The sequence below is a fragment of the Cryobacterium inferilacus genome (assembly GCF_019599185.1).
GTDB lineage: Bacteria > Actinomycetota > Actinomycetes > Actinomycetales > Microbacteriaceae > Cryobacterium > Cryobacterium inferilacus.
The window spans coordinates 88,148-113,847 of the sequence record NZ_JAIEUL010000001.1 but is presented as its reverse complement, the minus strand read 5'-3'; the positions used below and the strand labels follow the sequence as shown (position 1 = coordinate 113,847).

Here is a 25,700-nt window from a genome sequence, read left to right as displayed (position 1 = left end):
CGCAACCTCTGCCTTCGTAGGCTCACCCCATGGACCGCAACGACGCGGAAACCATCGACAGAGCCGTCGAACAAGGAGTGAAATGACCGTTTACGCCGCCCCCGGCACACCGGATGCGAAAGTCACCTTCAAGCCCCGCTACGAGAACTGGATCGGAGGCGAATGGGTGCCGCCGGTCAAGGGCCAGTACTTCGAAGACATCTCCCCGGTCAACGGCAAACCGTTCACCGAGGTCGCCCGCAGCACTCACGAAGACATCGACCTGGCCCTCGACGCCGCCCACAAGGCCGCACCGGCCTGGGGCAAGAGCACGGCCACACACCGGGCCGCGGTGCTGAACAAGATCGCGGATGTCATCGACGCGAACCGAGAGCTGCTCGCGGTCGCCGAAAGCTGGGACAACGGCAAGCCCATCCGAGAGCCGCTGAACGCGGACCTGCCGCTGGCCGCGGACCACTTCAGGTACTTCGCCTCCGCCATCCGCGCCCAGGACGGCGATCATGCCGAACTCGACAACGACACCATGTCCTACCAGTTCCACGAGCCCCTCGGCGTGGTCGGCCAGATCATCCCCTGGAACTTCCCGATCCTGATGGCGGTCTGGAAGCTCGCACCGGCCCTCGCCGCCGGCAACGCCGTCGTGCTCAAGCCCGCCGAGCAAACCCCCGCGTCGATCCTGGTGCTGATCGAACTGATCGGCGACATCCTGCCGCCCGGGGTGCTCAACATCGTCAACGGCTTCGGTATCGAAGCGGGCAAGCCGCTGGCCTCGTCGAACCGTATCCGCAAGATCGCCTTCACGGGCGAGACCACCACCGGCCGGCTGATCCTGCAGTATGCCAGCGCCAACATCATCCCGTCGACCGTGGAGCTGGGTGGCAAGAGCGCCAACATCTTCTTCGACGACGTCGCGCAGAAGAACGACAGCTACTACGACAAGGCGCAGGAAGGCTTCGTGCTCTTCGCCTTCAATCAGGGTGAGGTCTGCACCTGCCCCAGCCGCGCGCTGCTGCACAAGCCCATCTACGACAGCTTCCTCGGCGGCGCCATCGAGCGCACCAAACTGGCCAAGCAGGGCAACCCGCTCGACACCGACACCCAGGTCGGTGCCCAGGCCAGCAACGACCAGCTCGAGAAAATCCTCTCCTACATCGACATCGGCAAGAAGGAGGGCGCCAAGCTGCTGCTCGGCGGCGAGCAGGTCGACCTGGGCGGCGACCTCAGCGGCGGCTACTACGTGCAGCCGACCATCTTCGAGGGCCAGAACAAGATGCGCATCTTCCAGGAGGAGATCTTCGGACCCGTCGTGGCCGTGACCAGCTTCGACGACTACGACGACGCCATCTCGATCGCCAACGACACCCTCTACGGGCTCGGGGCCGGGGTCTGGTCGCGCAACGGCACCACCGCATACCGCGCCGGCCGTGACCTGCACGCCGGACGCGTCTGGGTGAACAACTATCACAACTACCCGGCTGGAGCGGCTTTCGGCGGCTACAAGAGCTCGGGTATCGGCCGGGAGAACAACAAGCTCGCGCTCGGCCACTACCAGCAGACCAAGAACCTGCTGGTGTCCTACTCCGAAGACGCGTTGGGCTTCTTCTAACCCGCGAACAGGCGGTGCCGGCCGGGCGACGCCCCCAAGGCCGTGCGGCCGGCACCGCCTCTCCAAATGCTCCATCCGCTCCAAGAGGAGGCACCCATGACCGATCTGATCACACCACCACCGGATGCCATCGGCCCCGCTGTGGAGGCGACCATCACCATCCCGGGAGAGACCCGGTCCAGAGTTGCACTGGCGCAGAGCTCCGTGGACCTGCTGCGGAGCCTGTGGGAGGAGCACGGCCCACTGATGTTCCACCAGTCCGGCGGATGCTGCGACGGGAGTTCGCCGATGTGCTTTCCGGCGGGAGAGTTCATCACCTCCGACCAGGACGTGCTGCTCGGCCGGCTCGACATCGCCCCGGCGGGGGAGCCCGCGCAGCTGATCGACTTCTGGATTTCCGCCGAACAGTTCGAGTACTGGAGCCACACGGCGCTGCTCATCGACACCGTCAAGGGCCGAGGCGGCGGGTTCTCGGCCGAGGCACCGCGCGGCGTGCGGTTCATCATCCGCTCGGAGCTGATGGATTCGTTCAGCGCGTAGGGCGCGACCCGCGGCCGTGACCGGCGAGGGTGAGACGGGCGAGGGTGAGACGTCGGTCTGCTCCGACCGCACACTCCCTAGTACACGCACCAGTTCGTGGTGTGGGTTTGGAGAGGCCACGGGCGCGCTGCACTGTCAGCGGCAACCTGGGACGACGCCAGCCCGGTTGACTTCCCAGCCCAGGACGGCTGGTACGTCGTCGCGACGACGCACGACGTGATCAGCGTCATTCTCGACGTGGACTCGGTGGTCGATCCGGAGAGTGGGGTCATCCCGGCCGACCGTGAGGTGCGCACCGTCGAATGGGTCGACGCCCCCAACGTGACGCCCGGCTGGTACGTGTCGATGAGCGGCCCGTGCGCACTCACGGTGAACCTCGGCGACCTGACCGTTCCGGCGATCGAACTGCAGGGTTCACCGTCATCCTGACCGAGCCCGTGGGCGGGCGGCTGGTCGTGGATGCGGGGCTCGTCGATCCGCGAGTGCTGGTATTCGGCGGCTGACGACCAGCGCTGGCGGGGTGCTAATCGAAGTTCTTCGCCGGTGCCGAGATCTGGCTGATCGGGCCGTCGGCCGGATGCGCGCTGAGCTCGGTGTGCAGAGCCCGGTCGATGTCGTCGCCCTCGACCGGAACCTCATCGACGTTCACGACCAATTCCAGCACACCCCGGTTGTCCCAGGTGCGGGAGTCCTCCGGCGAGGCTTCGGAAATGGGTACCAATGAGTCACCCACCGCGAACCCGCCGACGGTCTCGATACCGATGCCGTTCAGCTCGGCCGTCATCGCCCGAACGTGCACCTCCGCGCCGGTCGGCGGGTTCGCGGGACCGTCGGTGCCGATGATGAAGCCGTCCCACTCGTAGTCGGCGGCTGACGTGCCCTCATACGCGGTCACGACCGGCGCAGCTTCGAAGAGATCGGTGAGGATGGCGACGGCCGGGTCGATCGAGTCGAAGATGCCGATCTCGTCGAGGACGTCCCCGCTGTCGCTGAGCACCTGGAGCTGCATCGTGGAGATCACGAGGCGCGCTGGTTCGGCCGCCGGCTCCGGCGCGGGCGCGGGCTCCGCGGTGGGAGTGGTGGCGGGGGCCGACGGGGATGGGCTTGGAGCCGTCGGGCTTGGCGCTGCGGGGCTCGAAGCTGACGGGCTCTGTGCCGGAGAGGCGGCCCCCTCGGTCGACGCGGACGAACAGCCGCTCAGCAGGACAGCGCCGAGCACCACAACTCCGATTTTCCTACCGAACCCCATCTGTTCCCCCTGATTCGTCCTCAACGTACCAGTGCCCCACCGCCTGTCGTTCTTCGCGCCCCCGAACGGATGGAACTCCCGCCCGGGCCTAGGCTGGGGGCATGCGCACAGTTCTCGTTCTCAACGGCCCGAACCTGGGGCGTCTCGGCAGCCGCGAGCCGGATGTCTACGGATCCGCGAACCTGGACGACCTGCGCGTGCTCCTCACCGAGGTGGCACCGACCGACGTCACCGTCGATGTGCGCCAGACCGACGACGAGGCCGAGCTCATCCACTGGCTCTACGAGGCCGTGGACGCCAACACCCCCGTGGTGCTCAACCCGGCCGCGTTCACGCACTACAGCTATGCCCTGCGCGACGCCGCCGCTCTCGTCACCAAGGCCGGCATCCCGCTCGTGGAGGTGCACATCTCCAATCCGCACGCCCGCGAGACCTTCCGGCACACCAGCGTGGTCAGCGCCGTTGCCACGGGCGTCATCGCGGGGTTCGGTTTCGATTCCTACCGTTTGGCCCTCGACCACATTGTGCGGTTGAACTAACGAAAGCGCGCCCACCGGCACTCCTCGGCCGCCGGAATCGATCCGGCGGGGCGTGTCGGCTACACTCGTCTGAGGCCTCACGGCCGCGCACCTTACCAATTGAATCGAACGGAACACCTTTTCATGGCATCTACCGCCGACATTCGTAATGGCGTCGTCCTCAACATCGACAAGCAGCTGTGGGCCGTCATCGAGTTCCAGCACGTCAAGCCCGGCAAGGGTGGCGCCTTCGTGCGCACCAAGCTGAAGAACGTCGTCACGGGCAAGACCGTCGACCGTACCTTCAACGCCGGCGCGAAGATCGAAACCGAGAACGTCGACCGCCGCGACTTCCAGTACCTGTACGCGGATGGCGATTCTTACGTCTTCATGGACGTCGCCGACTACGACCAGCTCACCGTGTCCTCCACCGTCGTCGGCGATGCCGCCAACTTCATGCTGGAGAACCAGGCCGTCACCGTGGCTCTGCACGACGGCAACCCGCTGTACGTCGAACTGCCGGCATCCGTCGTGCTCGAAATCACCTACACCGAGCCCGGCCTGCAGGGTGACCGCTCGACCGGTGGCACCAAGCCCGCGACGGTGGAAACCGGCTTTCAGATTCAGGTGCCGCTCTTCCTCGAGCAGGGCACCAAGGTCAAGGTCGACACCCGCAACGGTGACTACCTCGGCCGCGTCAACTAGTGAGCGCTCGTACCAAGGCGCGTAAGCGCGCCATCGATATCCTGTACGCCGCCGACGTTCGCCAGACTACGATCGAGCAGTCGCTGGCCATGGAGGCCGAACGAGCCGCCAATGAGCCGGCCCGCATGGCGTCCTGGTTGTACGCCCGCGACATCGTGGACGGCGTCGTCGATCACCGCGACGAGATCGATGAACTCATCGAGACCTACTCGCAGGGCTGGACGCTGTCGCGGATGCCCACGATCGACCGGGCAATCCTGCGGATCGGCATTTGGGAAATCCTGTACAACGACGCCGTGCCGCACGCCGTCGCGATCGACGAGGCCGTCGAGGCCGCGAAGGTGCTCTCGACGGATGACTCCGCCGGATTCGTGAACGGTCTGCTCGGCCGGATCGCGCAGACCGCGCCATCCGCCTGAGCCAGCACGAGTAACGCGCACGTCGAGTGCCGTCCGGTTTGCCTGTGCAGCCGGACGGCACGACTGAGGGGGAGAACATGACTGCAGACAGCCACGGCACCGGCACCGGATACCTGCCACCCACTCAGCCGGCGCCCTACCCGCAGGGCGGTCCGGTCGTACCGCGCACCAATACCCTCGCGATCGTGTCCCTGGTCACCGGGTTCTTCTGCGCCATCGCTGCGGTGATCACCGGGCATCTCGCGATGGCCCAGATCAAGCGCACCGGCGAGAACGGCAAGGGTCTGGCCATCGCGGGCCTCGTTCTCGGCTACCTGGGCATCGCGGCCACGGCGGTCGCGGTGACTCTCGCCATCCTCTTCGCGGCGACCATCGCCTCGTTCCTCGCCACGGTCGCGAACACCACCGGGTCGGTGACACCGCCCGCGATGGTGTCCGGGCAGATCGGCGCGGCCCACCTCGACGAGGGCTACCTGCAGGTGGGCACCGGACGCACCGTCGTTGACCTGTACATCGACCCGATGTGCCCGTATTGCGGCCAGTTCGATGACGCGAATGGCTACACGTTGGCCGCGCTGGTCGACGACGACGTGATCACGCTGCGCGTGCACTCCCTCACCTTTCTTGACAACGCGTCGCAGGGATCCGAGTACTCGTCCCGCGCCTCGGCCGCGCTCACCTGCGAGGCCGCGATCAACCCGGAGTCGACCCTGGACTACCTGGCCGCACTGTTCGCTGACCAGCCGGTCGAAGGCACAACGGGCCTGTCGGATGACGAGTTGGTTGCGCTGTCGACCGGTGGCGCGTCCATTGCCGACTGTGTGAACGACGGCGAGTACCTGGCCTGGTCGCAGCAGAACACCCAGGATGCGCTCACCGGTCCGATCGACGGCGCCGAGATCCCGGCGATCCAGGGCACCCCGACCCTGCTCGTTGACGGCAGCCCGTACCCCGGTGCGATCAACGACAACGTGGCGCTCACCGAGTTCATCCTCGGCTCGGCGACCTGACCCGGATCCGACTTCCAGGTCCCAGGCTCCGGTGACCGGATCGATCTCCCATCCGGCGATGTACGCGGTGCCCCGGTAGGCGAAGGTGGCGTGGCCGATCGGTCCGGCCGGTCGGAACCACCACCGGCTCTCGGCGACGAGTTCAATGTCGGCCCGTGCGGTGACCGAGGAGAGGCTCGCACGGGGAACGAGGGCGACTCCTGTGCCAGCGAAGCCGATGTTTAATCCGACTCGACGGGCGACGGCGCCCTGCGCTCTGAGCGGGAGGTCGCCTCGACCTCGGTGTGTTCCCGTCGGTTCTGCTGGTGGGTGCCCGGTGTGTCTGGTCCTGACTGGGCAGGGCTCATTGCCTCACCTTCTTCGCGCCAGGCACCGGAGGTTCACGGTGCCTGTCGTTCACACGTGACTGATTTGCGGTTCAGGCTAGTCGCGGCGACAGGGTTTGGCGAGGCGCAGCGGCCCTGCGGGCATCAGAACGGCGGATTCTCGGGCACCGGGGGTGACGGACGACGCGTCGGCTGGTGTTCGGCCATCAGGTAGCTCGCCGTGGCCGGTCGTTTGCGTTTCTTGGGCGTCACCACCGGGGGTCTGGGTCGTGGTGGTGCGACCGGGTTGGCGGGGTCGGTGCGGTAGCTGCGCTTGCCGGGTGAGGTCCAGAGCAGCACCCCGCCCGGCTCCTGCACGACCTGCCACTGGGAGAGGTGTTTGAGCCGGTGGTGGGCTTCGCAGAGGTGGGCGAGGTTGTCGCAGTCGGTTTTTCCGCCGTTGGCCCAGTCGTTGGTGTGATCCACGTCGGATTTCACCGCCGGCCGGTTGCAGCCGGGGAACCGGCAGGTCTCATCGCGCATCCGCAGCCATTTCTTCATGGCTTTGGTGTTCTTGTACTGGGTCTTGCCCAGGGAAAGCACCACGCCGGTTTCCGGGTGGGTGAGCAGCCGGGTGAAGCTGGGTGCGCCGGCGGCGATCTCCCTGGCGGTCTCCGGTGAGATCGGCCCGTACCCCTCTAAGGTGGCCGGTTCATCGCTCTGGCCCAGCAGCGTGAGCACCGGCACCGTGATCATCACCGTGCCGCGGATGCCGGCACCGAGGCCGTCGGGGGTGACACCGTCCAGCAGCAGGGCCCGGGTGATGTCCGCCCGGAGCTGGGCGAGGCCGCGCTTGCGCTGCTGCTCGGCCTCGGCTCGCTCTGCCGCTGAGCCCGCGCCTGCGTCGCCGTGCGGTTTCAAGGCCTTCGCGGTCGTATCGATGCGATCGAAGGCGGATTTGGTGTCGTGAGCGGTGCCGTACCAGTGCAACCAGCCCATGCCGTCGGCGGCGGGTTCCCACCGGGTGTGCCGGTCGGCGAGGGCGTTCGTCGTGCGGGTCACGATCGACTCCGGGTGCTGTCTCTCCCGCAGCCGGTGGGCCCGGTTGGTGAACCGGCCCACCGGCAGGGTTTTCGCGTGCGGCAGCAGAGCTTCCTCGAACGCGGCCTGGTGCTCGTCGGGCAGGGTGCGCATCTGATCGATCAACGCTTTGGCGTGCGGGTAACTGATCTCCCCGGCCGTCAAAGCTTCGAACGTCGCCGGGGTGGAGTACAGCCAGAGCGACTCGTCCAGCAGACGCTCCACGGTGCGTTCGTGCAGATTCAGCAAGCACGCCGTCTCGCTCACGATCGTGCGCCTCGCGACCTCCCGGTCCTCCCACCGGCCGAACGCGACCGCCCGGGCCTGACACGCGGTGAGCGTGGCGGCGTTCCGGTCGGCCAGGTGAATGGCTTCCAGGTTGCCCTGCAGCCGGGACGCCACCTGGGGGTCCTCGCTCCAGAGCTGCAGCTCGACCAGCCGTTCGGCCTGCCGAGCTTGCGCTTGGGCGATGGCCCGGTGCTCGGCCGCGATCAACTCGGTGCGCCGCACCAACTCCGTGCGCACCAGCTCGTCCATCGTCGGGTCGGGCACATATCGTTCATGCACCGGGTCGGGTGGCGCAGGTTCGGACAGCACCGGGTCGGGTGGGGCAGATGCTGCTTGCGCGGGCTCGGTCGGGTTTTCGGGGGTGGATCCGGGTGGAACGGGTTCCGGAGAGTAGTCGTCATCATCCGGAACTGGCGGTGGTGCCTGGTCTGGGCTACTCATACTGAGATCATCTCAGCTACCACCGACATTGACGCTCGGCTGGAACGCCCCCCGGCGGCAGCCATCCGTCTGCAACGAAAAAGCCCCGAAAGACGAGACTTTTCACGGCTCCCGCGCACGATTCGCCGAACGGGCAGGCTCATCGGGGATGGTAGGGTTCAGGGGTACCGTGACCTACTTTAAGCGCCGTCCTGTGAGACGGGAAAGGAGGTTGGTTTGACAGAGCGCACCGTGCTCACCCAGGCTGACATCACCCGAGCGTTGACTCGGATCTCACACGAGATCCTGGAGTCCAATCGAGGAAGCGCGAACCTGGTGATCCTGGGCATTCCCACCAGGGGAGTGGCCCTCGCCCAGCGCATCGCCGACATCATCCAGCGCATCGAGCCGGACTCCGCCGCCGTGCGCGTCGGCTCCCTCGACGTGACGATGTACCGCGACGACCTCGCGCACACCCGCACCCGCACCCCCGCGCCCACCCAGGTGCCCGGCAGCATCGACGGTGCCACCGTGGTGCTCGTCGACGACGTGCTCTACTCGGGCCGCACCATCCGCTCGGCGCTCGACGCGCTCGGCGACCACGGCCGCCCCAGCGTCGTGCGCCTGGCCGTTCTGGTCGACCGCGGCCACCGCGAGCTGCCGATCCGGGCCGACTTTGTGGGCAAGAACCTGCCCAGCGCCAGCCACGAACGCATCAACGTGCACGTCATCGAGGTCGACGGTGACGAGTTCGTCAGCATCGAGGGAGGGACCGAATCGTGAGGCACCTGCTCACCACCAAGGCGCTCAGCCGCGACGAGGCCATCACCCTGCTCGACATCGCCGAAGACATGGCGGATGTCGCCAATCGCGAGGTCAAGAAGCTTCCAACCCTGCGCGGCAAGACCGTGGTCAACCTCTTCTTCGAGGACTCCACCCGCACCCGGATCTCGTTCGAAGCCGCCGCGAAGCGCCTCAGCGCCGACGTGATCAACTTCAGCGCCAAGGGCTCCAGCGTCTCCAAGGGCGAGAGCCTGAAAGACACCGCGCAGACCCTCGCCGCAATGGGCGCCGACGGCGTCGTCATCCGCCACCCCGCCTCCGGCGCCCCGCAGGTCCTCGCCGGTAGCGGCTGGATCGACGCCGGCATCATCAACGCCGGCGACGGCACCCACGAACACCCCACCCAGGCCCTGCTCGACGCCTTCACGATTCGCCGCCGCCTGCACGGCGCGGCCTCCCGTGGCCGAGACCTGGACGGCGTCACGGTCACCATCGTCGGCGACATCCTGCACTCCAGGGTCGCCCGTTCCAACCTCTGGCTGCTCCACACCCTGGGCGCGCACGTCACCCTCATCGCTCCGCCCACACTGCTGCCCTCCGACACCTCCGGCTGGCCGGCCACGATCGGATACGACCTCGACACGGCCATCGACTCCGGCCCGGACGTCGTGATGATGCTGCGCATCCAGGCCGAGCGGATGAACGCCGCATTCTTCCCCAACAGCCGGGAGTACTCCCGGCGCTGGGGCCTGGACGATGAGCGTTTCGCCCGGCTGTCGTCGCATAGCATTGTCATGCACCCCGGACCGATGAATCGCGGCCTGGAGATTTCCTCCGCCGCAGCCGACTCTGACCGGTCCACCGTGCGCGAACAGGTCGCGAACGGGGTCTCCGTCCGAATGGCGGCGTTGTACCTGTTGCTTTCCGGCGACCGAGAGGACCACTGAATGTCGACCGAACGCTTTCTCATCCGCGGAGCCCAGCTCAGCGACGGCACCACCTCCGACCTCCTCCTCGGCGACGGCCGCATCACCGACATGGGCACGGGGCTCACGGATGTCGGAGCCACCGTGATCGACGCGGCCGGCCTGATCGCCCTGCCCGGCCTGGTCGACCTGCACACGCACCTGCGCGAACCGGGCTATGAGCAGAGCGAGACCGTGCTCACCGGCAGCCAGGCGGCCGCGATCGGCGGGTTCACCACGGTGTTCGCCATGGCCAACACCTCGCCGGTGCAGGACACCGCCGGGGTCGTCGAGCAGGTGCTCGCCCTGGGGGAGAGTGCCGGCTACGTCACCGTTCAGCCGATCGGTGCCGTCACCGTGGGGTTGGCGGGCGAACGCCTCGCCGAACTGGGCGCCATGGCCACCAGCCGCGCCAACGTGCGGGTCTTCTCCGACGACGGCTTCTGCGTCTCCGACCCGCTGCTGATGCGCCGCGCCCTCGAGTACGTCAAGGCCTTCGACGGAGTCGTCGCCCAGCACTCCCAGGAGCCCCGCCTCACGGTTGGCGCCCAGATGAACGAGGGCGCGCTCTCCGGTGAGCTCGGCCTCACCGGCTGGCCCGCCGTGGCCGAGGAGTCGATCATCGCCCGCGACGTGCTGCTGGCCGAACACGTGGGCTCCCGCCTGCACGTCTGCCACCTCTCCACAGCCGGAGCCGTCGACGTGGTGCGCTGGGCCAAGGCCCGCGGCATCAACGTGACCGCGGAGGTCACCCCGCACCACCTGCTGCTCACCGAGGACCTGGTGGCCGGCTACGACGCGCGTTACAAGGTCAACCCGCCGCTGCGCCGCCGCGAAGACGTCGAGGCGCTGCGCCAGGGGCTGGCCGACGGCACCATCGACATCATCGCCACCGACCACGCCCCGCACCCCGTCGAGGCCAAGGACTGCGAGTGGGGCGCCGCCGCGAACGGCATGGTCGGGCTCGAATCCGCCCTGTCGGTGGCTCACGCCGCGCTGGTCGAGACCGGACACCTCACCTGGGCCGACATCGAGCGGGTCCTGTCCAGGGTCCCCGCCCGCATCGGCCGCATCCAGAGCCAGGGCCAGGCCCTCGCCGTCGGTGCGCCAGCAGAACTCACCCTCTACGACCCGAACGTGCGCCGCGAGTTCGGTCGACAGAACCTCGTCGGCAAGGGTGTCAACTCGCCGTACCTGCAGATGACCCTGCCAGGGCAGGTGCTGGCCACGTTCCACCGCGGCTACGCCACCGTGCTCGACGGTGTGCTGCAGAGCACCGCGCAGATCGCGGCCGCCCGCACGAACGGCAGCCATGAGTAGCCGCACCGTCGCCACGATCATCATCGTCGTGGTGCTGGTCGGTGTGCTCCTGCTGATGCTGCGCTCCTGGCGCAGGCGCACGGCGCGGGATGCCGCGTTGACCGCCGGCTACCCGCAGCCGGCCGACCTCGGCCGGCCACTCGCCTCGGCAGCCGCCCTCTATGTCGCCACCACGCCCAGGGACCAGCCGCTCGAGCGACTCGCGATCACCGGCCTCGGCTTCCGCGCCCGCGGCGGCGTCACCGTCACCGCGGCGGGCGTGCTGCTCGAACTGGCTGGCTCGCCCGCGCTGTTCATCCCGGCGGATGCCGTGGAGCGGGTCACCGACGCCACCTGGGCCATCGACAGGGCCGTAGAGCCCGGCGGCCTGATGCTGATCGGCTGGCGGCTCGCCCCGGCCACCGGGCCCGCCACCGCGGCACAGGACGCCCCGGCCAGCGTGGACAGCTACTTCCGTTTCAGTGACCCCGCCGATCGCCGATCGATCGGCGAGGCCATCAGATCTCTCGCAGTGACCGCCCCGAGCCAGTCGGGCGGCACCGCATCCGGCACAACAGAATTCGGCACCGAAGAAAGTGAGGTGTAGCCCGTGAGCTACCCAACATCCACACCGGCTCCGGCCGTGCTCGTCCTCGAAGACGGCACCCGCTACGTGGGACGTGCCTACGGAAGCCGTGGACAGACCCTCGGCGAGATCGTCTTCGCCACCGGCATGACCGGCTACCAGGAGACCCTGACCGACCCGTCATACGCCGGCCAGATCGTGCTCATGACCGCCCCGCACATCGGTAACACCGGCGCCAACGACGAGGACATGGAATCGTCCCGCATCTGGGTCGCCGGCTTCGTCGTGCGCGAACCCGCCAGGACGCCGTCGAACTTCCGCTCCCAGCGCACCCTCGACTCCGAGCTGGAGTCCCACGACATCGTGGGTATCAGCGGCATCGACACCCGGGCCATCACCCGGCACATCCGCTCGCTCGGCGCCATGCGCAGCGGCATCTTCTCTGGTGAGCGCTACGACATCTCCGAGAGCGAGCAGCTCGAGCTCGTGCGCGGCGGCGCTAGCATGCGCGGCCGCAACCTCTCCGACGACGTCTCCACCGTCGAGCCGTACTCCCTCCCCGCCCAGGGCGAGAGGATCGGCTCGGTCGCGGTGCTCGACCTCGGCGTGAAGACCTCCACCCTCAACTACCTCGCCGAGCGTGGCTTCGAGGTCTTCGTGCTGCCGCAGTCCGTCACCGCGGAGCACGTGCTCTCGCTGAACCCGTCCGCGCTGTTCTTCTCGAACGGTCCGGGCGACCCCGCCGCCAGCGACGCCCACGTCACCCTCCTGCAGGAGGTGCTGCGGGCAGGGGTGCCGTACTTCGGCATCTGCTTCGGCAACCAGCTGCTTGGCCGGGCCCTCGGCTTCGGCACCTACAAGCTGCCGTTCGGACACCGCGGGATCAACCAGCCGGTGCTCGACAAGGCCACCGGCCGGGTGGAGATCACCTCGCAGAACCACGGCTTCGCCGTGGACATGCCGATCGAGGGCGTGCACGAGTCCTCCACCGGCTTCGGCAAGGTCGAGGTGAGCCACTACAGCCTCAACGACCACGTCGTCGAGGGCATCCGGTGCCTGGACATCCCGGCATTCTCGGTGCAGTACCACCCGGAGTCGGCCTCTGGCCCGCACGACGCCAACTATCTTTTCGACAGGTTCAGGGATGTGGTGCTCGCGCACGCGGCCACCACCGGAGCAGGAGACACCAAGTAATGCCCAAGCGCGACGATATCAACAGCGTCCTCGTCATCGGATCCGGTCCGATCGTCATCGGCCAGGCCTGCGAGTTCGACTACTCCGGCACCCAGGCGTGCCGGGTTCTCCGCGAAGAGGGCGTCAGGGTCATCCTGGTCAACTCCAACCCGGCCACCATCATGACCGACCCGGACTTCGCCGACGCGACCTACATCGAGCCGATCACGCCAGAGATCCTCGAAACGATCATCGCCAAGGAACGTCCGGATGCGATCCTGCCGACCCTGGGCGGCCAGACGGCCCTCAACGCGGCCATCGCCCTGCACGAGCGTGGCATCCTCACCAAGTACAACGTCGAGCTGATCGGCGCGAAGTTCGAGGCCATCCAGAAGGGTGAGGACCGCCAGATCTTCAAGCAGTTGGTGCTCGACGCCGGCGCTGACGTGGCCAAGTCCTACATCGCCCACACCGTGGAAGAGGCCGTCGGCTTCGCCGAGGACCTCGGCTACCCGCTGGTGGTGCGCCCGTCGTTCACCATGGGCGGCCTGGGCTCAGGCTTCGCCTACACCGAAGCCGAGCTCCGCCGCATCGTCGGCGACGGCCTGCACCAGAGCCCGACCACCGAGGTGCTCCTGGAGGAGTCCATTCTCGGCTGGAAGGAATACGAGCTCGAGATGATGCGCGACACCGCCGACAACACCGTGGTGGTCTGCTCGATCGAGAACGTCGACCCCGTCGGGGTGCACACCGGGGACTCCATCACGGTCGCCCCCGCCCTCACCCTCACCGACCGCGAGTACCAGAAGCTGCGCGACATCGGCATCGACATCATCCGCGCCGTCGGCGTCGACACCGGCGGCTGCAACATCCAGTTCGCCATCGACCCGGCCAACGGCCGCATCATCGTGATCGAAATGAACCCCAGGGTCTCCCGCTCGTCCGCCCTGGCCAGCAAGGCCACAGGCTTCCCGATCGCCAAGATCGCGGCGAAGCTCGCCCTCGGCTACCGGCTCGACGAGATCCCCAACGACATCACCAAGGTCACCCCGGCCAGCTTCGAACCCACGCTCGACTACGTCGTGGTCAAGGTGCCCCGGTTCGCGTTCGAGAAGTTCCCCAAGGCGGATGCACGCCTGACCACCACCATGAAGTCCGTGGGCGAGGCCATGGCCATCGGCCGCAACTACGCCTCCGCCCTGCAGAAGGCCCTGCGCTCGCTCGAGAAGCGCGGCTCCTCGTTCCACTGGGGTGCAGAGGACCGCACCGTCGAGGAACTCCTCGCCGTCGCCGAGGTGCCCACAGACGGCCGCATCGTCACGGTGCAGCAGGCGCTCCGCAAGGGCGCCACCATCGAGCAGCTCTTCGAAGCCACCAAGATCGACCCGTGGTTCCTCGATCAGATCGTGCTCATCAACGAGATCGCCGACACCGTCGCCGCCTCGGACACCCTCGACACCGAGATCCTCCGCACCGCCAAGGACCACGGCTTCTCCGACGCCCAGATCGGCGAGCTGCGCGGCTTCGGCGAAGCTGATGTACGCAAGGTCCGGCACATCCTCGGCGTACGCCCGGTCTTCAAGACCGTGGACACCTGCGCCGGCGAGTTCCCCGCCCTCACCCCGTACCACTACTCGAGCTACGACCAGGAGACCGAGGTCATCCCCTCCGACCGCAGGAAGGTCGTCATCCTGGGCTCCGGCCCGAACCGCATCGGCCAGGGCGTCGAGTTCGACTACTCCTGCGTGCACGCCTCGTTCGCCCTGTCAGAGGCCGGGTACGAGACGATCATGATCAACTGCAACCCGGAGACGGTCTCCACCGACTACGACACCAGCGACCGGCTCTACTTCGAGCCGCTCACCCTGGAAGACGTGCTGGAGATCATCCACGCGGAAAGCCAGAGCGGCGAACTCGTCGGCGTCGTCGTGCAGCTCGGCGGTCAGACCGCCCTCGGCCTGGCCAAGGGCCTCGAGGCCGCCGGCATCCCGATCCTGGGCACCTCGCCGTCCGCCATCGACCTGGCAGAGGAACGCGGCCTGTTCAGCGGCATCCTGGCCGATGCCGGCCTGCTCGCCCCGCGCAACGGCACGGCGACCGACTACGCCGGTGCCGTCGTCGTCGCCGAGGAGATCGGCTACCCGGTGCTCGTGCGCCCCAGCTACGTGCTCGGCGGCCGCGGCATGGAGATCATCTACGACAGTGCATCCCTGGCCGACTACTTCACCCGCATGCAGGGCCAGGGCATCATCGGCCCGTCGCACCCGCTGCTGGTGGACCGGTTCCTCGACGACGCCATCGAGATCGACGTCGACGCCATCTACGACGGCCACGAGCTGTACATCGGCGGCGTCATGGAGCACATCGAAGAAGCCGGCGTGCACTCCGGTGACTCCAGCTGCACCCTGCCTCCGGTCACGCTGGGCCGCGCCGAGATCGACCGGGTGCGCGACGCGACCCTGGCCATCGCGCAGGGCATCGGCGTGCGCGGACTCCTCAACGTGCAGTTCGCCATCGGCGCCGGCGTGCTCTACGTGCTCGAAGCCAACCCGCGGGCTTCCCGCACGGTGCCGTTCGTCGCCAAGGCCCTCGGCATCACGCTCGCCAAGGCCGCGTCGCTGATCATGGTTGGCACCACCATCGCCGAGCTCAAGGCGGCAGGAAAGCTGCCCGAGATCGACGGCTCCCGGGTGCCGATGGACTCGCCGGTCGCGGTGAAGGAAGCCGTGCTGCCGTTCAACCGGTTCCGCACCCACGAGGGCCTGATCGTCGACTCCGTGCTCGGCCCGGAGATGCGCTCCACCGGTGAGGTCATGGGCATCGACCGGGACTTCCCCCGGGCCTTCGCCAAGAGCCAGCTCGCCGCCTACGGCGGAATCCCGCTCACCGGAACCGTGTTCGTGTCGGTGTCCGACCGCGACAAGCGGGCCGTGATCCTGCCGATGCTGCGCCTCTCGCAGCTGGGCTACACGATCATGGCCACCGAGGGAACCGCCGAAGTTTTGCAGCGAAACGGAATCGGGGCCACAGTGGTGGCAAAGTTCAGCGAAAAGGCCGATGAGTCCGTGGACACCGTCGTCGACCTGATCCGCCGCGAGGAGGTGCACATCGTGATCAACACACCCAACGGCCGAACGGCCAGGGCGGATGGTTACGAGATCCGCGCCGCGGCCGTCGCCGGCGACCTGCCGCTGTTCACGACCATCGCCGAGCTCTCCGCCGCGGTCGCGTCCATCGACTCGATCCGCACCGGTTTCGAGGTCACCAGCCTGCAGGAGTACGCGGCGACCCGGGCGGCGGCACTGTGAGTCCAGCCGGCACCGTCAGTACTGCCGAATCGGTCAGGGCAACCGCTCCCTTCGGCGAACGCCTCCAGGACGCGTTCGACCGCTTCGGCCGGCTCTGTGTCGGAATCGACCCGCACTCCTGGCTGCTCACCGAGTGGAACCTGCCAGACACCGCCCGGGGGGCCGAGGACTTCGGCCGCCGGGTGGTCGAGGCATCCGCCGGCCTGGTGGGCATCGTGAAACCCCAGGTCGCGTTCTACGAGAGGTTCGGCTCGGCCGGATACGTCGCTCTGGAGCGGGTGCTGGCCGACGCCCGCGCCGCCGGGCTCCTGATCATCGCCGACGTCAAACGGGGCGACCTGGGCACCAGCGTGGACGCATACGCTCAGGCCTGGCTCAGCCCTGGCTCCCCGCTGGAGGTCGACGCCATCACCGTGAACCCCTACATGGGTGTCGGATCGCTCTCCAGCACCATCGAGCTGGCCGCACGGCACAGCAAGGGCACCTTCCTGCTCGCCGCCACGTCCAACCCCGAGGCCGCGGCACTGCAGCAGGCCGTGTTGGCCGGGGGAGCGCAGGCCGGCCAGACCGTCGCGGCAGCCGTGCTCAGCCAGGTCGCCGAGATCAACGCTGCGGCGGCCGCCGCTGACCCGGCCGCCGCCGGCCTGGGATCCGCCGGCCTGGGAGCCGTCGGCGTCGTGCTCGGCGCCACTCTCGCACTCGGTGATTTCGGCATCGACATCGCCGCGCCGGCGCCCGCCGTGCTCACTCCGGTGCTCGCTCCCGGCTTCGGCCACCAGGGCGCCAATCCCACCGATCTGACGAGTTTGTTTGGTGGATACGCTCAAGGCGTTATCGTGAGTGAATCGCGCAGCGTGTTGTCGGCAGGTCCAGACCAGCTGGCAAATCAGATAGCACGCCGAGTAACCGAAGCTGGAGCGACCCGTGGCTGACAATCGCCCTACCCCACCCGACGTCGACCGTGTGGCCGCGTCCCGCGCCGCCGTCGCGGCCCGACGCGCCCGCGCCGCCGTGAAGGCTCAGGTCGCGGCCGGCGAGCGTACCTCGCTCGACGTGCTCGCGGCCGCCGTCAAGGACCCCAACGGTGTCGAGGGCCGGCTGCGGGTCACCGAGCTGCTCGTGAGCATCCCGGCGATCGGCGTCACCAAGATGCAACGCATCATGACCAGACTCGAGATCTCGCCGTCGAAACGGCTGGGCGGGCTGGGCAAGCACCAGCGTGACCGGCTGCGGGACTTCCTCGCGGCCAGGCCACCGGCCCGCCGTGGGGCGCCGGACTCCCGACTTGTCGTCCTCGCCGGGCCCACCGCCGTCGGCAAGGGCACTGTCGCCGGCTACATCCGGGAACACCACCCCGAGGTGCACCTGTCCGTCTCCGCCACCACCCGCGCGCCCCGCGCCGGCGAGGTGGAGGGGGTCAGCTACTTCTTCGTGTCCGACGCCGAGTTCGACCGCATGATCGACGCTGGCGAGTTGCTCGAGTACGCCACCGTGCACAACGCCTACCGCTACGGCACTCCGCGCGGCCCGGTCGACGCCGCGATCGCCGGCGGCAACAGCGTGCTGCTCGAGATCGACATCCAGGGCGCCCGTGCCGTGCGCCGGGCCATGCCGGAGGCCCGTCTGGTCTTCCTGCTGCCGCCCAGCTGGGACGAACTCGTGCGCCGGCTGGTCGGTCGGGGCACCGAGGATTCGGCCGAACAGGCCCGCCGGTTGGAGACCGCCAAGCTCGAATTGGCCGCTCAGGGCGAGTTCGATTACCGTGTCGTGAACACCGACGTGGCCGAAGCGGCCGAAGAAGTCGTAGACTTGATGCAGATTCGCAAGACAGCGACGCCGTCGTAGCGCCCGCCGTACTTGAATTCCTCGCGTCGAATAGGCGCATCATCGTGGTTAACGCCCGGTTTCCGGCCACGGAAACCCGCGGCGTGACACCGCGCAGCCCGTACATTTTGCTTGAACTGCATGAAGGAGTGTGACAGCGTGCCCAACAAGCCCACTGGCATCATTGACCCGCCCATCGACGACCTGCTGACCAAGGTCGATTCCAAGTACGCCCTGGTGATCTTCGCGTCCAAGCGCGCCCGCCAGATCAACGACTACTACGCCGACCTGCACGAGGGCAGCCTGTTCGACAACGTCGGACCCCTCGTCGACTCCACCGTCGACGACAAGCCGCTCTCCGTTGCCCTGCGCGAGATCAACGAGGACAAGCTCACCTCGAAGCCCATCGTCGAGTAACACCCTCGACACCTCAAGCGCGCACAATGTCGACTGGTCGCAGGATCGTCGTCGGGATAACCGGCGGAATCGCTGCCTATAAGGCCGTCAACGTGGTGCGCGCTTTTGTGTTGCTCGGCGACGACGTGCACGTCGTCGCCACCGAGGCTGCGCTCAGATTCGTGGGGAGGCCCACGCTCGAGGCCATCTCGCGCAACCCCGTGCACACGGATCTGTACGAGGGCGTCGCCGAGGTACGTCACGTGGCCATCGGCCAGTCCGCCGACCTCATCGTGATCGCCCCTGCGACCGCCAACAGCATCGCGAAAATCGCGCTCGGCCTCGCCGACGACCTGCTCGGCAACACCATCCTGGCCAGCACGGCGCCGCTCGTGATCGCCCCTGCCATGCACACCGAGATGTGGAACAACCCCGCAACGCAGGCCAACGTCGCCACCCTCCGCGCCAGGGGCGTGACGATCGTGGGCCCCGGCATCGGGCGGCTCACCGGGGCGGACTCCGGCCCCGGCCGGATGGAGGAACCCGACACCATCGTGGCCGCAGCCCTGGCCGTGCTGGACGGCCAGGACCCGCCCGTCCAGGACGGCGCCATTCAGGACCGCGCCACTCACAACCTCGCCGGTCAGGATCTCGCCGGCCGTCAGGTGCTGATCAGCGCCGGCGGCACTCGTGAGCCACTTGACCCCGTACGCTTCCTGGGCAACCGCTCCAGCGGCCGGCAGGGCGTCGCCCTGGCCGAAGCCGCGATCGCCAGGGGCGCGACCGTGACCCTGGTGGCAGCGCACCTCGAGGTTCCCGAACCCGCCGGCGTCACCGTACACAACGTCAGCACCGCCCTCGAACTGCAGCGGGACCTCCAGGCCGCGGCCTTCGCGGCCGACATCATCATCATGGCCGCCGCCGTCGCCGACTACCGCCCGGCAGAGGTGCAGGCCGGCAAGATCAAGAAGAACGTCGCGGGCGACCGGGTCTCCCTCGACCTGGTGCAGAACCCCGACGTGCTCGCCGGACTGGTCGATCACCGCCGCCCCGGCCAGGTGATCGTCGGTTTCGCCGCCGAAACCGAACCGGACGACGCCCTCCGCCGTGACCTCGGTCGCACCAAGATCCAGCGCAAGGGCTGTGACCTGCTGGTGCTCAACCGCGTCGGCTGGACCGAGGGTTTCGCCACCGTGGGTAACACGATCGAGGTGCTCGACCGTGCCGGAGATATAGTGATGGAGGCCTCCGGAACGAAGTTGTCGGTGGCCCACCGTATTCTCGACAGCATCCTCGATTCCGGCCTGAACGGCCTTCGTCAGGACACCCCCGTCGCCTGAAACGGCGCCGGGTCGATCCGCGATCGAGCATGCGCGCATCCGTTTTTGACAGTCAACCGCAGCACATTCACTCACAGAATTGAGACGCCCCGATGAGCGATCTTCGCCTCTTCACCTCGGAGTCGGTCACCGAAGGCCACCCGGACAAGATCTGCGACCAGATCTCGGACACCATCCTCGACGCCCTCCTCACCGAAGACCCGCACAGCCGGGTCGCCGTCGAGACCCTCGTGACCACGGGCCTGGTGCACGTGGCCGGTGAGGTCACCACGGCCGGCTATGTCGAGATCCCCTCGATCGTGCGCAAGTGCATCACCGACATCGGCTACGACTCGTCCGACGTCTGGTTCGACGGCCGGTCCTGCGGCGTGGAGATCTCCATCGGCGGCCAATCGCCCGACATCGCCCAGGGCGTCGACGACGCCTATGAGAGCCGGGAACAGGACAGCCTCGACGACTACGACCGCCAGGGCGCCGGCGACCAGGGCATCATGTTCGGTTACGCCACCCGCGAGACCCCCGAGCTGATGCCGATCCCGATCTGGATCGCCCACCGCATGGCCGAACGCCTCGCCGAGGTGCGCAAGTCCGGTGAGCTGAGCTACCTCCGGCCCGACGGCAAGACCCAGGTCACCATCGGCTACGACGGCATCGTGCCGCGCACCGTCGAAACCGTCGTGCTCTCCACCCAGCACTCCCCGTCGGTACGCACCGAACAGCTGCGCGCCGAGATCGCCGAACTCGTGATCAAGCCCGTGCTCGAGCGGGTCGACCTCGACGCGAGCAACCTGCGCACCCTGGTCAACCCCACCGGCCGGTTCGAGATCGGCGGCCCGCAGGGCGACGCGGGCCTCACCGGCCGCAAGATCATCATCGACACCTACGGCGGCTCCAGCCGGCACGGCGGCGGGGCATTCAGCGGCAAGGACCCGTCCAAGGTCGACCGTTCGGCCGCATACGCCATGCGCTGGGTCGCCAAGAACGCCGTCGCGGCCGGCCTGGCCGACCGCCTCGAAATCCAGGTGGCGTACGCCATCGGCACCGCCTCACCGGTGGGACTCTACGTGGAGACCTTCGGCACCGGGGCGCTGCCGGAGAAGGACATCACCGCGGCCATCCGCGAGGTCTTCGACCTGCGCCCGGCCGCGATCATCAACGACCTCGACCTGCTGCGCCCGATCTACGCCCAGACCGCCGCTTACGGTCACTTCGGCCGTGAGCTGCCCGACTTCACCTGGGAACGACTCGACCGGGTCGACGACCTGCGCAGCGCCGCCAGACTCTGACCGATATCACAGAGAGCCACCCGAACACCCCGCACCAGACGCCGACGCAGGGAGGCCGCAGATGACTCGCACCGGCCTCATCGCACGGGTGCTGATCGATTCACCCCTGCCGCAGCTCGACCACCTCTTCGACTACGCCATCCCCGAGGAGCTCGCGCCCCTCGCCCAGGTCGGCGTGCGTGTGCGGGTGCCGCTGCGCTCGGCGAACCGGGTCGCCGACGGCTATGTGGTCGAGCTGATCGACCCGCAGCAGGTGCGGGCCTCGGCAGCGGATGCGACGGCTGCGGCGACGCTGGACGGGATCGGCGCGGAGACCGGATACAGCGGCGCGCTCAGCCCGGTCGACTCGATCGTGTCCGCCGTGCCCGTGCTCACGCCGGCGGTCTGGCAGCTCGCCCGGCGGCTGGCCGACCGCGCGGCCGGCAACGCGAGCGACATCGTGCGGCTCGCCGTGCCGCCTCGGGCCGTGCGGGTGGAGAAGGCCTGGCTGGCCGAGCGCGCCGTCGCTGCCGACACTCCGGCCGCCGCCGGGGCCGGTGCGCACGACGCACGAGCCGACCTGGCCGAACCCGGCTTCGCCGAATACCCGCCGGAAACCCTCGGCACCGTCGTGGCCGAGCGGAGGCGGGTCGCCATCGCCGCGGTGCCGCGCCTGGTGCTTCTGCCGGACACCACCCGCACGGACAGCGGAACGGCAGGCAGCACCGGTGGCAGAAACGACGGCAACACCGTCGGCACCTGGGCGATCACCCTGGCCGAGCTCGCGGTCTCGGCACTCCGGCTGCAGAAGAGCAGCATCCTGGTGGTCCCCGACTTCCGCGACCAGGATCAGCTGCAGGCGGCGCTGGCGATGCTCGCACCCGCCGCAGACATCGTGCGGGTCGACGCCAGGCAGAGCAACCCCGACCGCTACCGGGGCTTCCTCAGCCTGCTCGAGGGCCGGCCGCGCATCATCGTCGGCAACCGGTCGGCCGTGTACGCGCCGGCGCACAACCTCGGCCTGATCGCGCTCTTCGACGACGGCGACCCGCTCTACGGCGAGCAGCTCAGCCCCTACGTGCATGCCAGGGACGCCGCCCTCATCCGCCGCGAGGCCGCGGACTGCGCCCTGGTCTTCCTCGGCCACTCCCGCAGCGTCGAGACCGAGCGTCTGATCGAGATCGGTTGGCTCCACGCCGTGCACCCCGCCCGTGACAGCCACCCGCGGGTGATCCCCACCACCTTCCAGTCCGAGCCGGACGCGCAGGCCCGCGCCGCGCGCATCCCCTCCGCGGCCTGGCTCGCCGCCAAGGAGGCCGTGCGAACCGGACCCGTGTTGGTGCAGGTCGCCAGCCCCGGCTACGCCCCGATGCTGGCCTGCCGGTCCTGCGGCCAGTCCGCCCGCTGCACCCAGTGCCAGGGCCCGCTCGCCCTCGCCAACGCCAACGCCACGCCCGCCTGCCGGTGGTGCGGACACCTCGCCGCCGGCTGGCACTGCTCGCATTGCGAGGGCACCGCCCTGCGCGTGGTCACGGTCGGCACCGGCCGCACCGCGGAGGAGCTCGGCCGGGCCTTCCCCGGTTCCCGGGTCATCGTCGCCGACGGCGACCACACCGTGCAGACCATCGGCCCCGAACCCGCCCTGGTGATCGCCACCCGCGGCGCCGAACCGATTCCCCGACACGGCTACGCCGCGATCCTGCTGCTCGACGGCGAACGGATGCTGGCGCGGGAATCCCTGCGAGTGGGGGAGGACTGCCTGCGCTGGTGGGCCAACGCCGCCGCCCTCGCCGCCCCCGGCGCCCCTGTAATGCTCGCCGGGGTCGGCGGCGCGCTCGCCCACGCCCTGAACACCTGGCAACCCGGCCCATACGCCGCCGCCGAACTCGCCGACCGCCGGCAGCTACGCTTCCCCCCGGCGGTGCGGGTGGCCTCCGTCACCGGCACCAGCGCCGAGGTGGGCACGGCGCTGGAGTCGCTGGCCGATCTGCCCGGACTCGACATCCTCGGACCGGTCGACCACGACCAGGCCGGACCGGGCCAGAAGCCCGGCGGCCCCGCGCTCGTGCGCGCCATCGTGCGGTTCGGCTACCCGCTCGGCGACGAGGTCGCCCGCACCCTCAAGGCCGCCATCGTGCGCAACGCCGCCAACCGCCGCAAGCCCAAGGGCGCCTCCTGGCGCCCTGCGCCTACACTCAGAGTACGATTCGACGACCCGGAGCTGCTGTAAATGAAACTCGTCTTCGCCGGGACCCCTCAGGTCGCCGTGCCCAGCCTGACCGCCCTGGCCGCGTCAGAGCATGAGATCGTCGCCGTCGTCACCCGCACGGATGCCCCGCTCGGCCGGAAGCGCGTGCTCACGCCCTCACCGGTCGCCGTCGCCGCTGCCGAGCTCGGCCTGCCCGTCATCAAGGCCAACCGGCTCGACGCCGCGGCTACCGACGCCATCACCGCCCTGGGCGCCGACCTCGGCGTGATCGTGGCCTACGGCGGCCTGGTTCGCGAACCGCTGTTGTCCGCCCCCAGGCTCGGGTGGATCAACCTGCACTTCTCCCTGCTGCCGCGGTGGCGTGGCGCCGCCCCCGTGCAGCGCGCAATCATGGCCGGCGACACCGAAACCGGCGCAGCCGTGTTCCAGCTCGTCGCCGAGCTCGACGCCGGCGCCGTCTTCGCCCAGCTGAGCACACCCATCGGACGACACACCACGGCGGGCGCCCTGCTGGAGAATCTGAGCCGGAGCGGCGCCGAGCTGCTGCAGGGCGTGGTCGACGACCTTGCGACCGGCAGCATCCGCGCGGTCGAACAGAGCGGCGACGTGACCCTCGCCCCCAAACTGACCCTCGACGACGCCCGGGTGGACTGGCGCCTGCCCGGCGAGAGGATCCACGCCATCATCCGTGGCGTCACCCCTGAGCCCGGAGCGTTCACCGAGATCGACGGCGCCAGGCTCAAACTGCACGATGTGGCCCCCGCACACGGCCAGTCCGGCCTGCCCGCCGGCCACATCAGTGAAATCGACAAGAGAGTTCTGATCGGAACCGGCACGGAGCCGCTCGAACTCATCACCGTACAACCGGCAGGGAAAACCGCAATGAAAGCAATCGACTGGTGGCGTGGCGTGGCAGCAACCGAGGTGATCGCCTCATGAGCGGCGGCGGCGACCGCACGGAGCGGAACACCCCGGGGGCCCGGGCACCGCGCCAGGGTGCGCGCACCGAGAACCGGCCCAGCTACGTTGTGCAGCCGGCCCGCCGGGTGGCCTACGAGGTGATCGAGGCGGTGCGTGAATCCGACGCCTACGCCAATCTGCTGCTGCCCACCCGCATCCAGCGTGCCGCCCTCAACACCGCGGATGCCGCCCTGGCCACCGAGCTGACCTACGGCACCCTGCGGATGCAGGGCTTCTACGACCGGGTGATCGCCGAGGCCGCCGGCCGGCCGGTCACGGCCATCGACCCTGCGATCCTGGACGTGCTCCGGCTCGGCGCGCACCAGCTGCTCGCCACCAGGGTGGCCACCCACGCCGCCGTCAACGAATCCGTCGAACTGGCCCGCCAGGTCGGCTCACGGTCAGCGACCGGCTTCACCAACGGCGTGCTGCGGGCCATCGCCAGGGTGAGCGCCGACGAGTGGCGTGAGCGTATCCTCGCCGACACCAGCACCCCAGACGACGCCCTCGCCGCGCTGTACTCCCACCCGGTGTGGGTCGTGCGGGCGTTCCGGCAGTCCCTGCGTCAGGAGGGCCGCGAGAACGAACTGGAAGAGCTCCTCGCCGCCGACAACGCCGCGCCCCGGGTGAACATGGTGGCGCTGCCCGGTCTGGCCGAGGCCACGAGCGAGCTGGGCGAGGCCAACACCTTCTCGCCCACCGGTTTCGTGCTGGCCGGGGGAGACCCGCACCACCTGATGAAAGACAGTGGCGGGCGCCTGCGCGTGCAGGACGAGGGCTCCCAACTCGCCGCCCTGGCGTTGAGCCGGGCCAGGCCGATCGTGGAGGGTGAGCGCTGGCTCGACCTCTGCGCCGGCCCAGGCGGCAAGGCCGCCCTGCTCGCCGCCGAGGCGTTGAACGGTGGCGCCACCCTGGTCGCGAACGAGGTCGTGCCGGCCCGCGCCCAGCTGGTGCGGGCGGCGCTGGCCGCCGTGCCCGCCGACGTGCCGGTCTGGGAGATGGACGGCACCTGGGTGGGCGAGGACCAGCCGGAGGCCTTCGACCGAATCCTGCTCGACGCGCCGTGCACCGGCCTCGGCGCCCTGCGCCGCCGGCCGGAAGCCCGCTGGCGGAAACAGCCCAAGGACGTGGCCGAACTCTCCGACCTGCAGTCCGCGCTGATCCACGCCGCACTCGGCGCGCTCAAGCCCGGCGGCATCCTCGCCTACGTGACCTGCTCACCGCACATCGCGGAGACCAGGGGGATCGTGGCGACGGCCCGCAAGGCCTGGGGTGAGAAGGTGACACCGCTCGACACCGCCGCGGTGCTCCAGGACCTGGCTGAGCATCCGCTCGACCTGGCCGGAGACGCCGGCAGCGTGCAACTCTGGCCGCACCGGCACGGCACAGACGCCATGTTCATCACCCTGCTGCAGCGCCAGGCCGACTGAGCCGGCCCGACCGGTGCCACGC

24 protein-coding genes are annotated in these 25,700 nt (G+C 68.8%); 21 read left to right on the top strand and 3 right to left on the bottom strand.

Translation table 11 applies throughout. The features are described 5' to 3' along the window. The first annotated feature begins 82 nt into the window (after window positions 1-82). From exaC to K2F54_RS00490, 3 genes are all read left to right on the top strand, one after another. Complete coding sequence (gene exaC / locus K2F54_RS00500) at window positions 83-1,606, top strand: acetaldehyde dehydrogenase ExaC (protein WP_220603894.1); 1,524 nt, start codon at window positions 83-85, stop codon at window positions 1,604-1,606. 96 nt (window positions 1,607-1,702) lie between these two features. Beyond that, a complete protein-coding gene (locus K2F54_RS00495) occupies window positions 1,703-2,146 on the top strand; it encodes a DUF779 domain-containing protein (RefSeq protein ID WP_220603893.1) in 444 nt (147 codons plus the stop codon). A gap of 99 nt (window positions 2,147-2,245) precedes the next feature. Then, complete coding sequence (locus K2F54_RS00490; RefSeq protein ID WP_220603892.1) at window positions 2,246-2,575, top strand: hypothetical protein; 330 nt, start codon at window positions 2,246-2,248, stop codon at window positions 2,573-2,575. 94 nt (window positions 2,576-2,669) lie between these two features. Here the strand turns inward: K2F54_RS00490 and K2F54_RS00485 are convergent, their stop codons facing one another. Next, entirely contained in the window at window positions 2,670-3,167 is a 498-nt protein-coding gene (locus K2F54_RS00485) for a hypothetical protein (RefSeq protein ID WP_220603891.1), read from the bottom strand. 329 nt (window positions 3,168-3,496) lie between these two features. Between K2F54_RS00485 and aroQ the strand changes: the two genes are divergently transcribed. From aroQ to K2F54_RS00465, 4 genes are all read left to right on the top strand, one after another. Continuing rightward, window positions 3,497-3,934 carry a type II 3-dehydroquinate dehydratase gene (gene aroQ, locus K2F54_RS00480; RefSeq protein ID WP_220603890.1) on the top strand — a complete coding sequence of 146 codons (438 nt, stop codon included), beginning with the start codon at window positions 3,497-3,499 and terminating at the stop codon, window positions 3,932-3,934. A gap of 123 nt (window positions 3,935-4,057) precedes the next feature. Then, window positions 4,058-4,618 carry an elongation factor P gene (gene efp / locus K2F54_RS00475; protein ID WP_220603889.1) on the top strand — a complete coding sequence of 187 codons (561 nt, stop codon included), beginning with the start codon at window positions 4,058-4,060 and terminating at the stop codon, window positions 4,616-4,618. Next, window positions 4,618-5,037: a transcription antitermination factor NusB gene (gene nusB / locus K2F54_RS00470; RefSeq protein WP_220603888.1), complete on the top strand. Its 420-nt coding sequence runs from the start codon at window positions 4,618-4,620 to the stop codon at window positions 5,035-5,037. Before efp ends, nusB begins: the two co-directional genes overlap by 1 nt. Window positions 5,038-5,114: 77 nt before the next feature. Next, window positions 5,115-6,047, top strand: coding sequence for a DUF4190 domain-containing protein (locus K2F54_RS00465; protein WP_220603887.1), 933 nt, complete (start codon window positions 5,115-5,117; stop codon window positions 6,045-6,047). A 221-nt stretch (window positions 6,048-6,268) separates the two neighbouring features. Here K2F54_RS00465 and K2F54_RS18970 read toward each other — a convergent pair whose 3' ends face one another. Together K2F54_RS18970 and K2F54_RS00460 are read right to left on the bottom strand one after the other, a co-directional pair. Beyond that, entirely contained in the window at window positions 6,269-6,394 is a 126-nt protein-coding gene (locus K2F54_RS18970; protein ID WP_255576538.1) for a hypothetical protein, read from the bottom strand. A gap of 123 nt (window positions 6,395-6,517) precedes the next feature. After that, complete coding sequence (locus K2F54_RS00460) at window positions 6,518-7,984, bottom strand: HNH endonuclease signature motif containing protein (RefSeq protein ID WP_220603886.1); 1,467 nt, start codon at window positions 7,982-7,984, stop codon at window positions 6,518-6,520. A gap of 393 nt (window positions 7,985-8,377) precedes the next feature. Here K2F54_RS00460 and pyrR point away from each other — a divergent pair, with 393 nt between their 5' ends. The 14 genes from pyrR (at window position 8,378) to K2F54_RS00390 (ending at window position 25,678) form a co-directional block, all read left to right on the top strand. Beyond that, the gene (gene pyrR / locus K2F54_RS00455) at window positions 8,378-8,923 is read left to right on the top strand and encodes a bifunctional pyr operon transcriptional regulator/uracil phosphoribosyltransferase PyrR (RefSeq protein ID WP_220603885.1); all 546 of its coding nucleotides are present in this window, start codon (window positions 8,378-8,380) and stop codon (window positions 8,921-8,923) included. After that, window positions 8,920-9,870, top strand: coding sequence for an aspartate carbamoyltransferase catalytic subunit (locus K2F54_RS00450; protein WP_220603884.1), 951 nt, complete (start codon window positions 8,920-8,922; stop codon window positions 9,868-9,870). The genes pyrR and K2F54_RS00450 overlap by 4 nt, the downstream gene beginning before the upstream one ends. Continuing rightward, window positions 9,871-11,208 (top strand): dihydroorotase, encoded by a 1,338-nt coding sequence (locus K2F54_RS00445; RefSeq protein WP_220603883.1) that lies wholly within the window; start codon window positions 9,871-9,873, stop codon window positions 11,206-11,208. Beyond that, the gene (locus K2F54_RS00440; protein ID WP_220603882.1) at window positions 11,201-11,794 is read left to right on the top strand and encodes a PH-like domain-containing protein; all 594 of its coding nucleotides are present in this window, start codon (window positions 11,201-11,203) and stop codon (window positions 11,792-11,794) included. Before K2F54_RS00445 ends, K2F54_RS00440 begins: the two co-directional genes overlap by 8 nt. A 3-nt stretch (window positions 11,795-11,797) precedes the next feature. Further along, window positions 11,798-12,967 carry a glutamine-hydrolyzing carbamoyl-phosphate synthase small subunit gene (carA, locus tag K2F54_RS00435; RefSeq protein WP_308287433.1) on the top strand — a complete coding sequence of 390 codons (1,170 nt, stop codon included), beginning with the start codon at window positions 11,798-11,800 and terminating at the stop codon, window positions 12,965-12,967. Further along, entirely contained in the window at window positions 12,967-16,254 is a 3,288-nt protein-coding gene (gene carB, locus K2F54_RS00430) for a carbamoyl-phosphate synthase large subunit (protein ID WP_220603881.1), read from the top strand. The genes carA and carB overlap by 1 nt, the downstream gene beginning before the upstream one ends. Then, entirely contained in the window at window positions 16,251-17,186 is a 936-nt protein-coding gene (gene pyrF, locus K2F54_RS00425) for an orotidine-5'-phosphate decarboxylase (RefSeq protein ID WP_220603880.1), read from the top strand. Before carB ends, pyrF begins: the two co-directional genes overlap by 4 nt. After that, window positions 17,179-18,099, top strand: a complete 921-nt coding sequence (gene gmk, locus K2F54_RS00420) for a guanylate kinase (protein ID WP_220603879.1) — start codon at window positions 17,179-17,181, stop codon at window positions 18,097-18,099. Before pyrF ends, gmk begins: the two co-directional genes overlap by 8 nt. A 120-nt stretch (window positions 18,100-18,219) precedes the next feature. Further along, window positions 18,220-18,495, top strand: a complete 276-nt coding sequence (gene rpoZ / locus K2F54_RS00415) for a DNA-directed RNA polymerase subunit omega (RefSeq protein WP_174776231.1) — start codon at window positions 18,220-18,222, stop codon at window positions 18,493-18,495. Window positions 18,496-18,521: 26 nt separating this feature from the next. Next, window positions 18,522-19,814: a bifunctional phosphopantothenoylcysteine decarboxylase/phosphopantothenate--cysteine ligase CoaBC gene (gene coaBC / locus K2F54_RS00410; RefSeq protein WP_220603878.1), complete on the top strand. Its 1,293-nt coding sequence runs from the start codon at window positions 18,522-18,524 to the stop codon at window positions 19,812-19,814. A 92-nt stretch (window positions 19,815-19,906) separates the two neighbouring features. Further along, window positions 19,907-21,100, top strand: a complete 1,194-nt coding sequence (metK, locus tag K2F54_RS00405) for a methionine adenosyltransferase (protein ID WP_220603877.1) — start codon at window positions 19,907-19,909, stop codon at window positions 21,098-21,100. Between the two features lie 61 nt (window positions 21,101-21,161). Then, window positions 21,162-23,309: a primosomal protein N' family DNA-binding protein gene (locus K2F54_RS00400; RefSeq protein WP_220603876.1), complete on the top strand. Its 2,148-nt coding sequence runs from the start codon at window positions 21,162-21,164 to the stop codon at window positions 23,307-23,309. Continuing rightward, window positions 23,310-24,227, top strand: a complete 918-nt coding sequence (gene fmt, locus K2F54_RS00395; protein WP_220603875.1) for a methionyl-tRNA formyltransferase — start codon at window positions 23,310-23,312, stop codon at window positions 24,225-24,227. Then, the gene (locus K2F54_RS00390) at window positions 24,224-25,678 is read left to right on the top strand and encodes an RsmB/NOP family class I SAM-dependent RNA methyltransferase (RefSeq protein WP_220603874.1); all 1,455 of its coding nucleotides are present in this window, start codon (window positions 24,224-24,226) and stop codon (window positions 25,676-25,678) included. Before fmt ends, K2F54_RS00390 begins: the two co-directional genes overlap by 4 nt. Window positions 25,679-25,700: the final 22 nt, after the last annotated feature.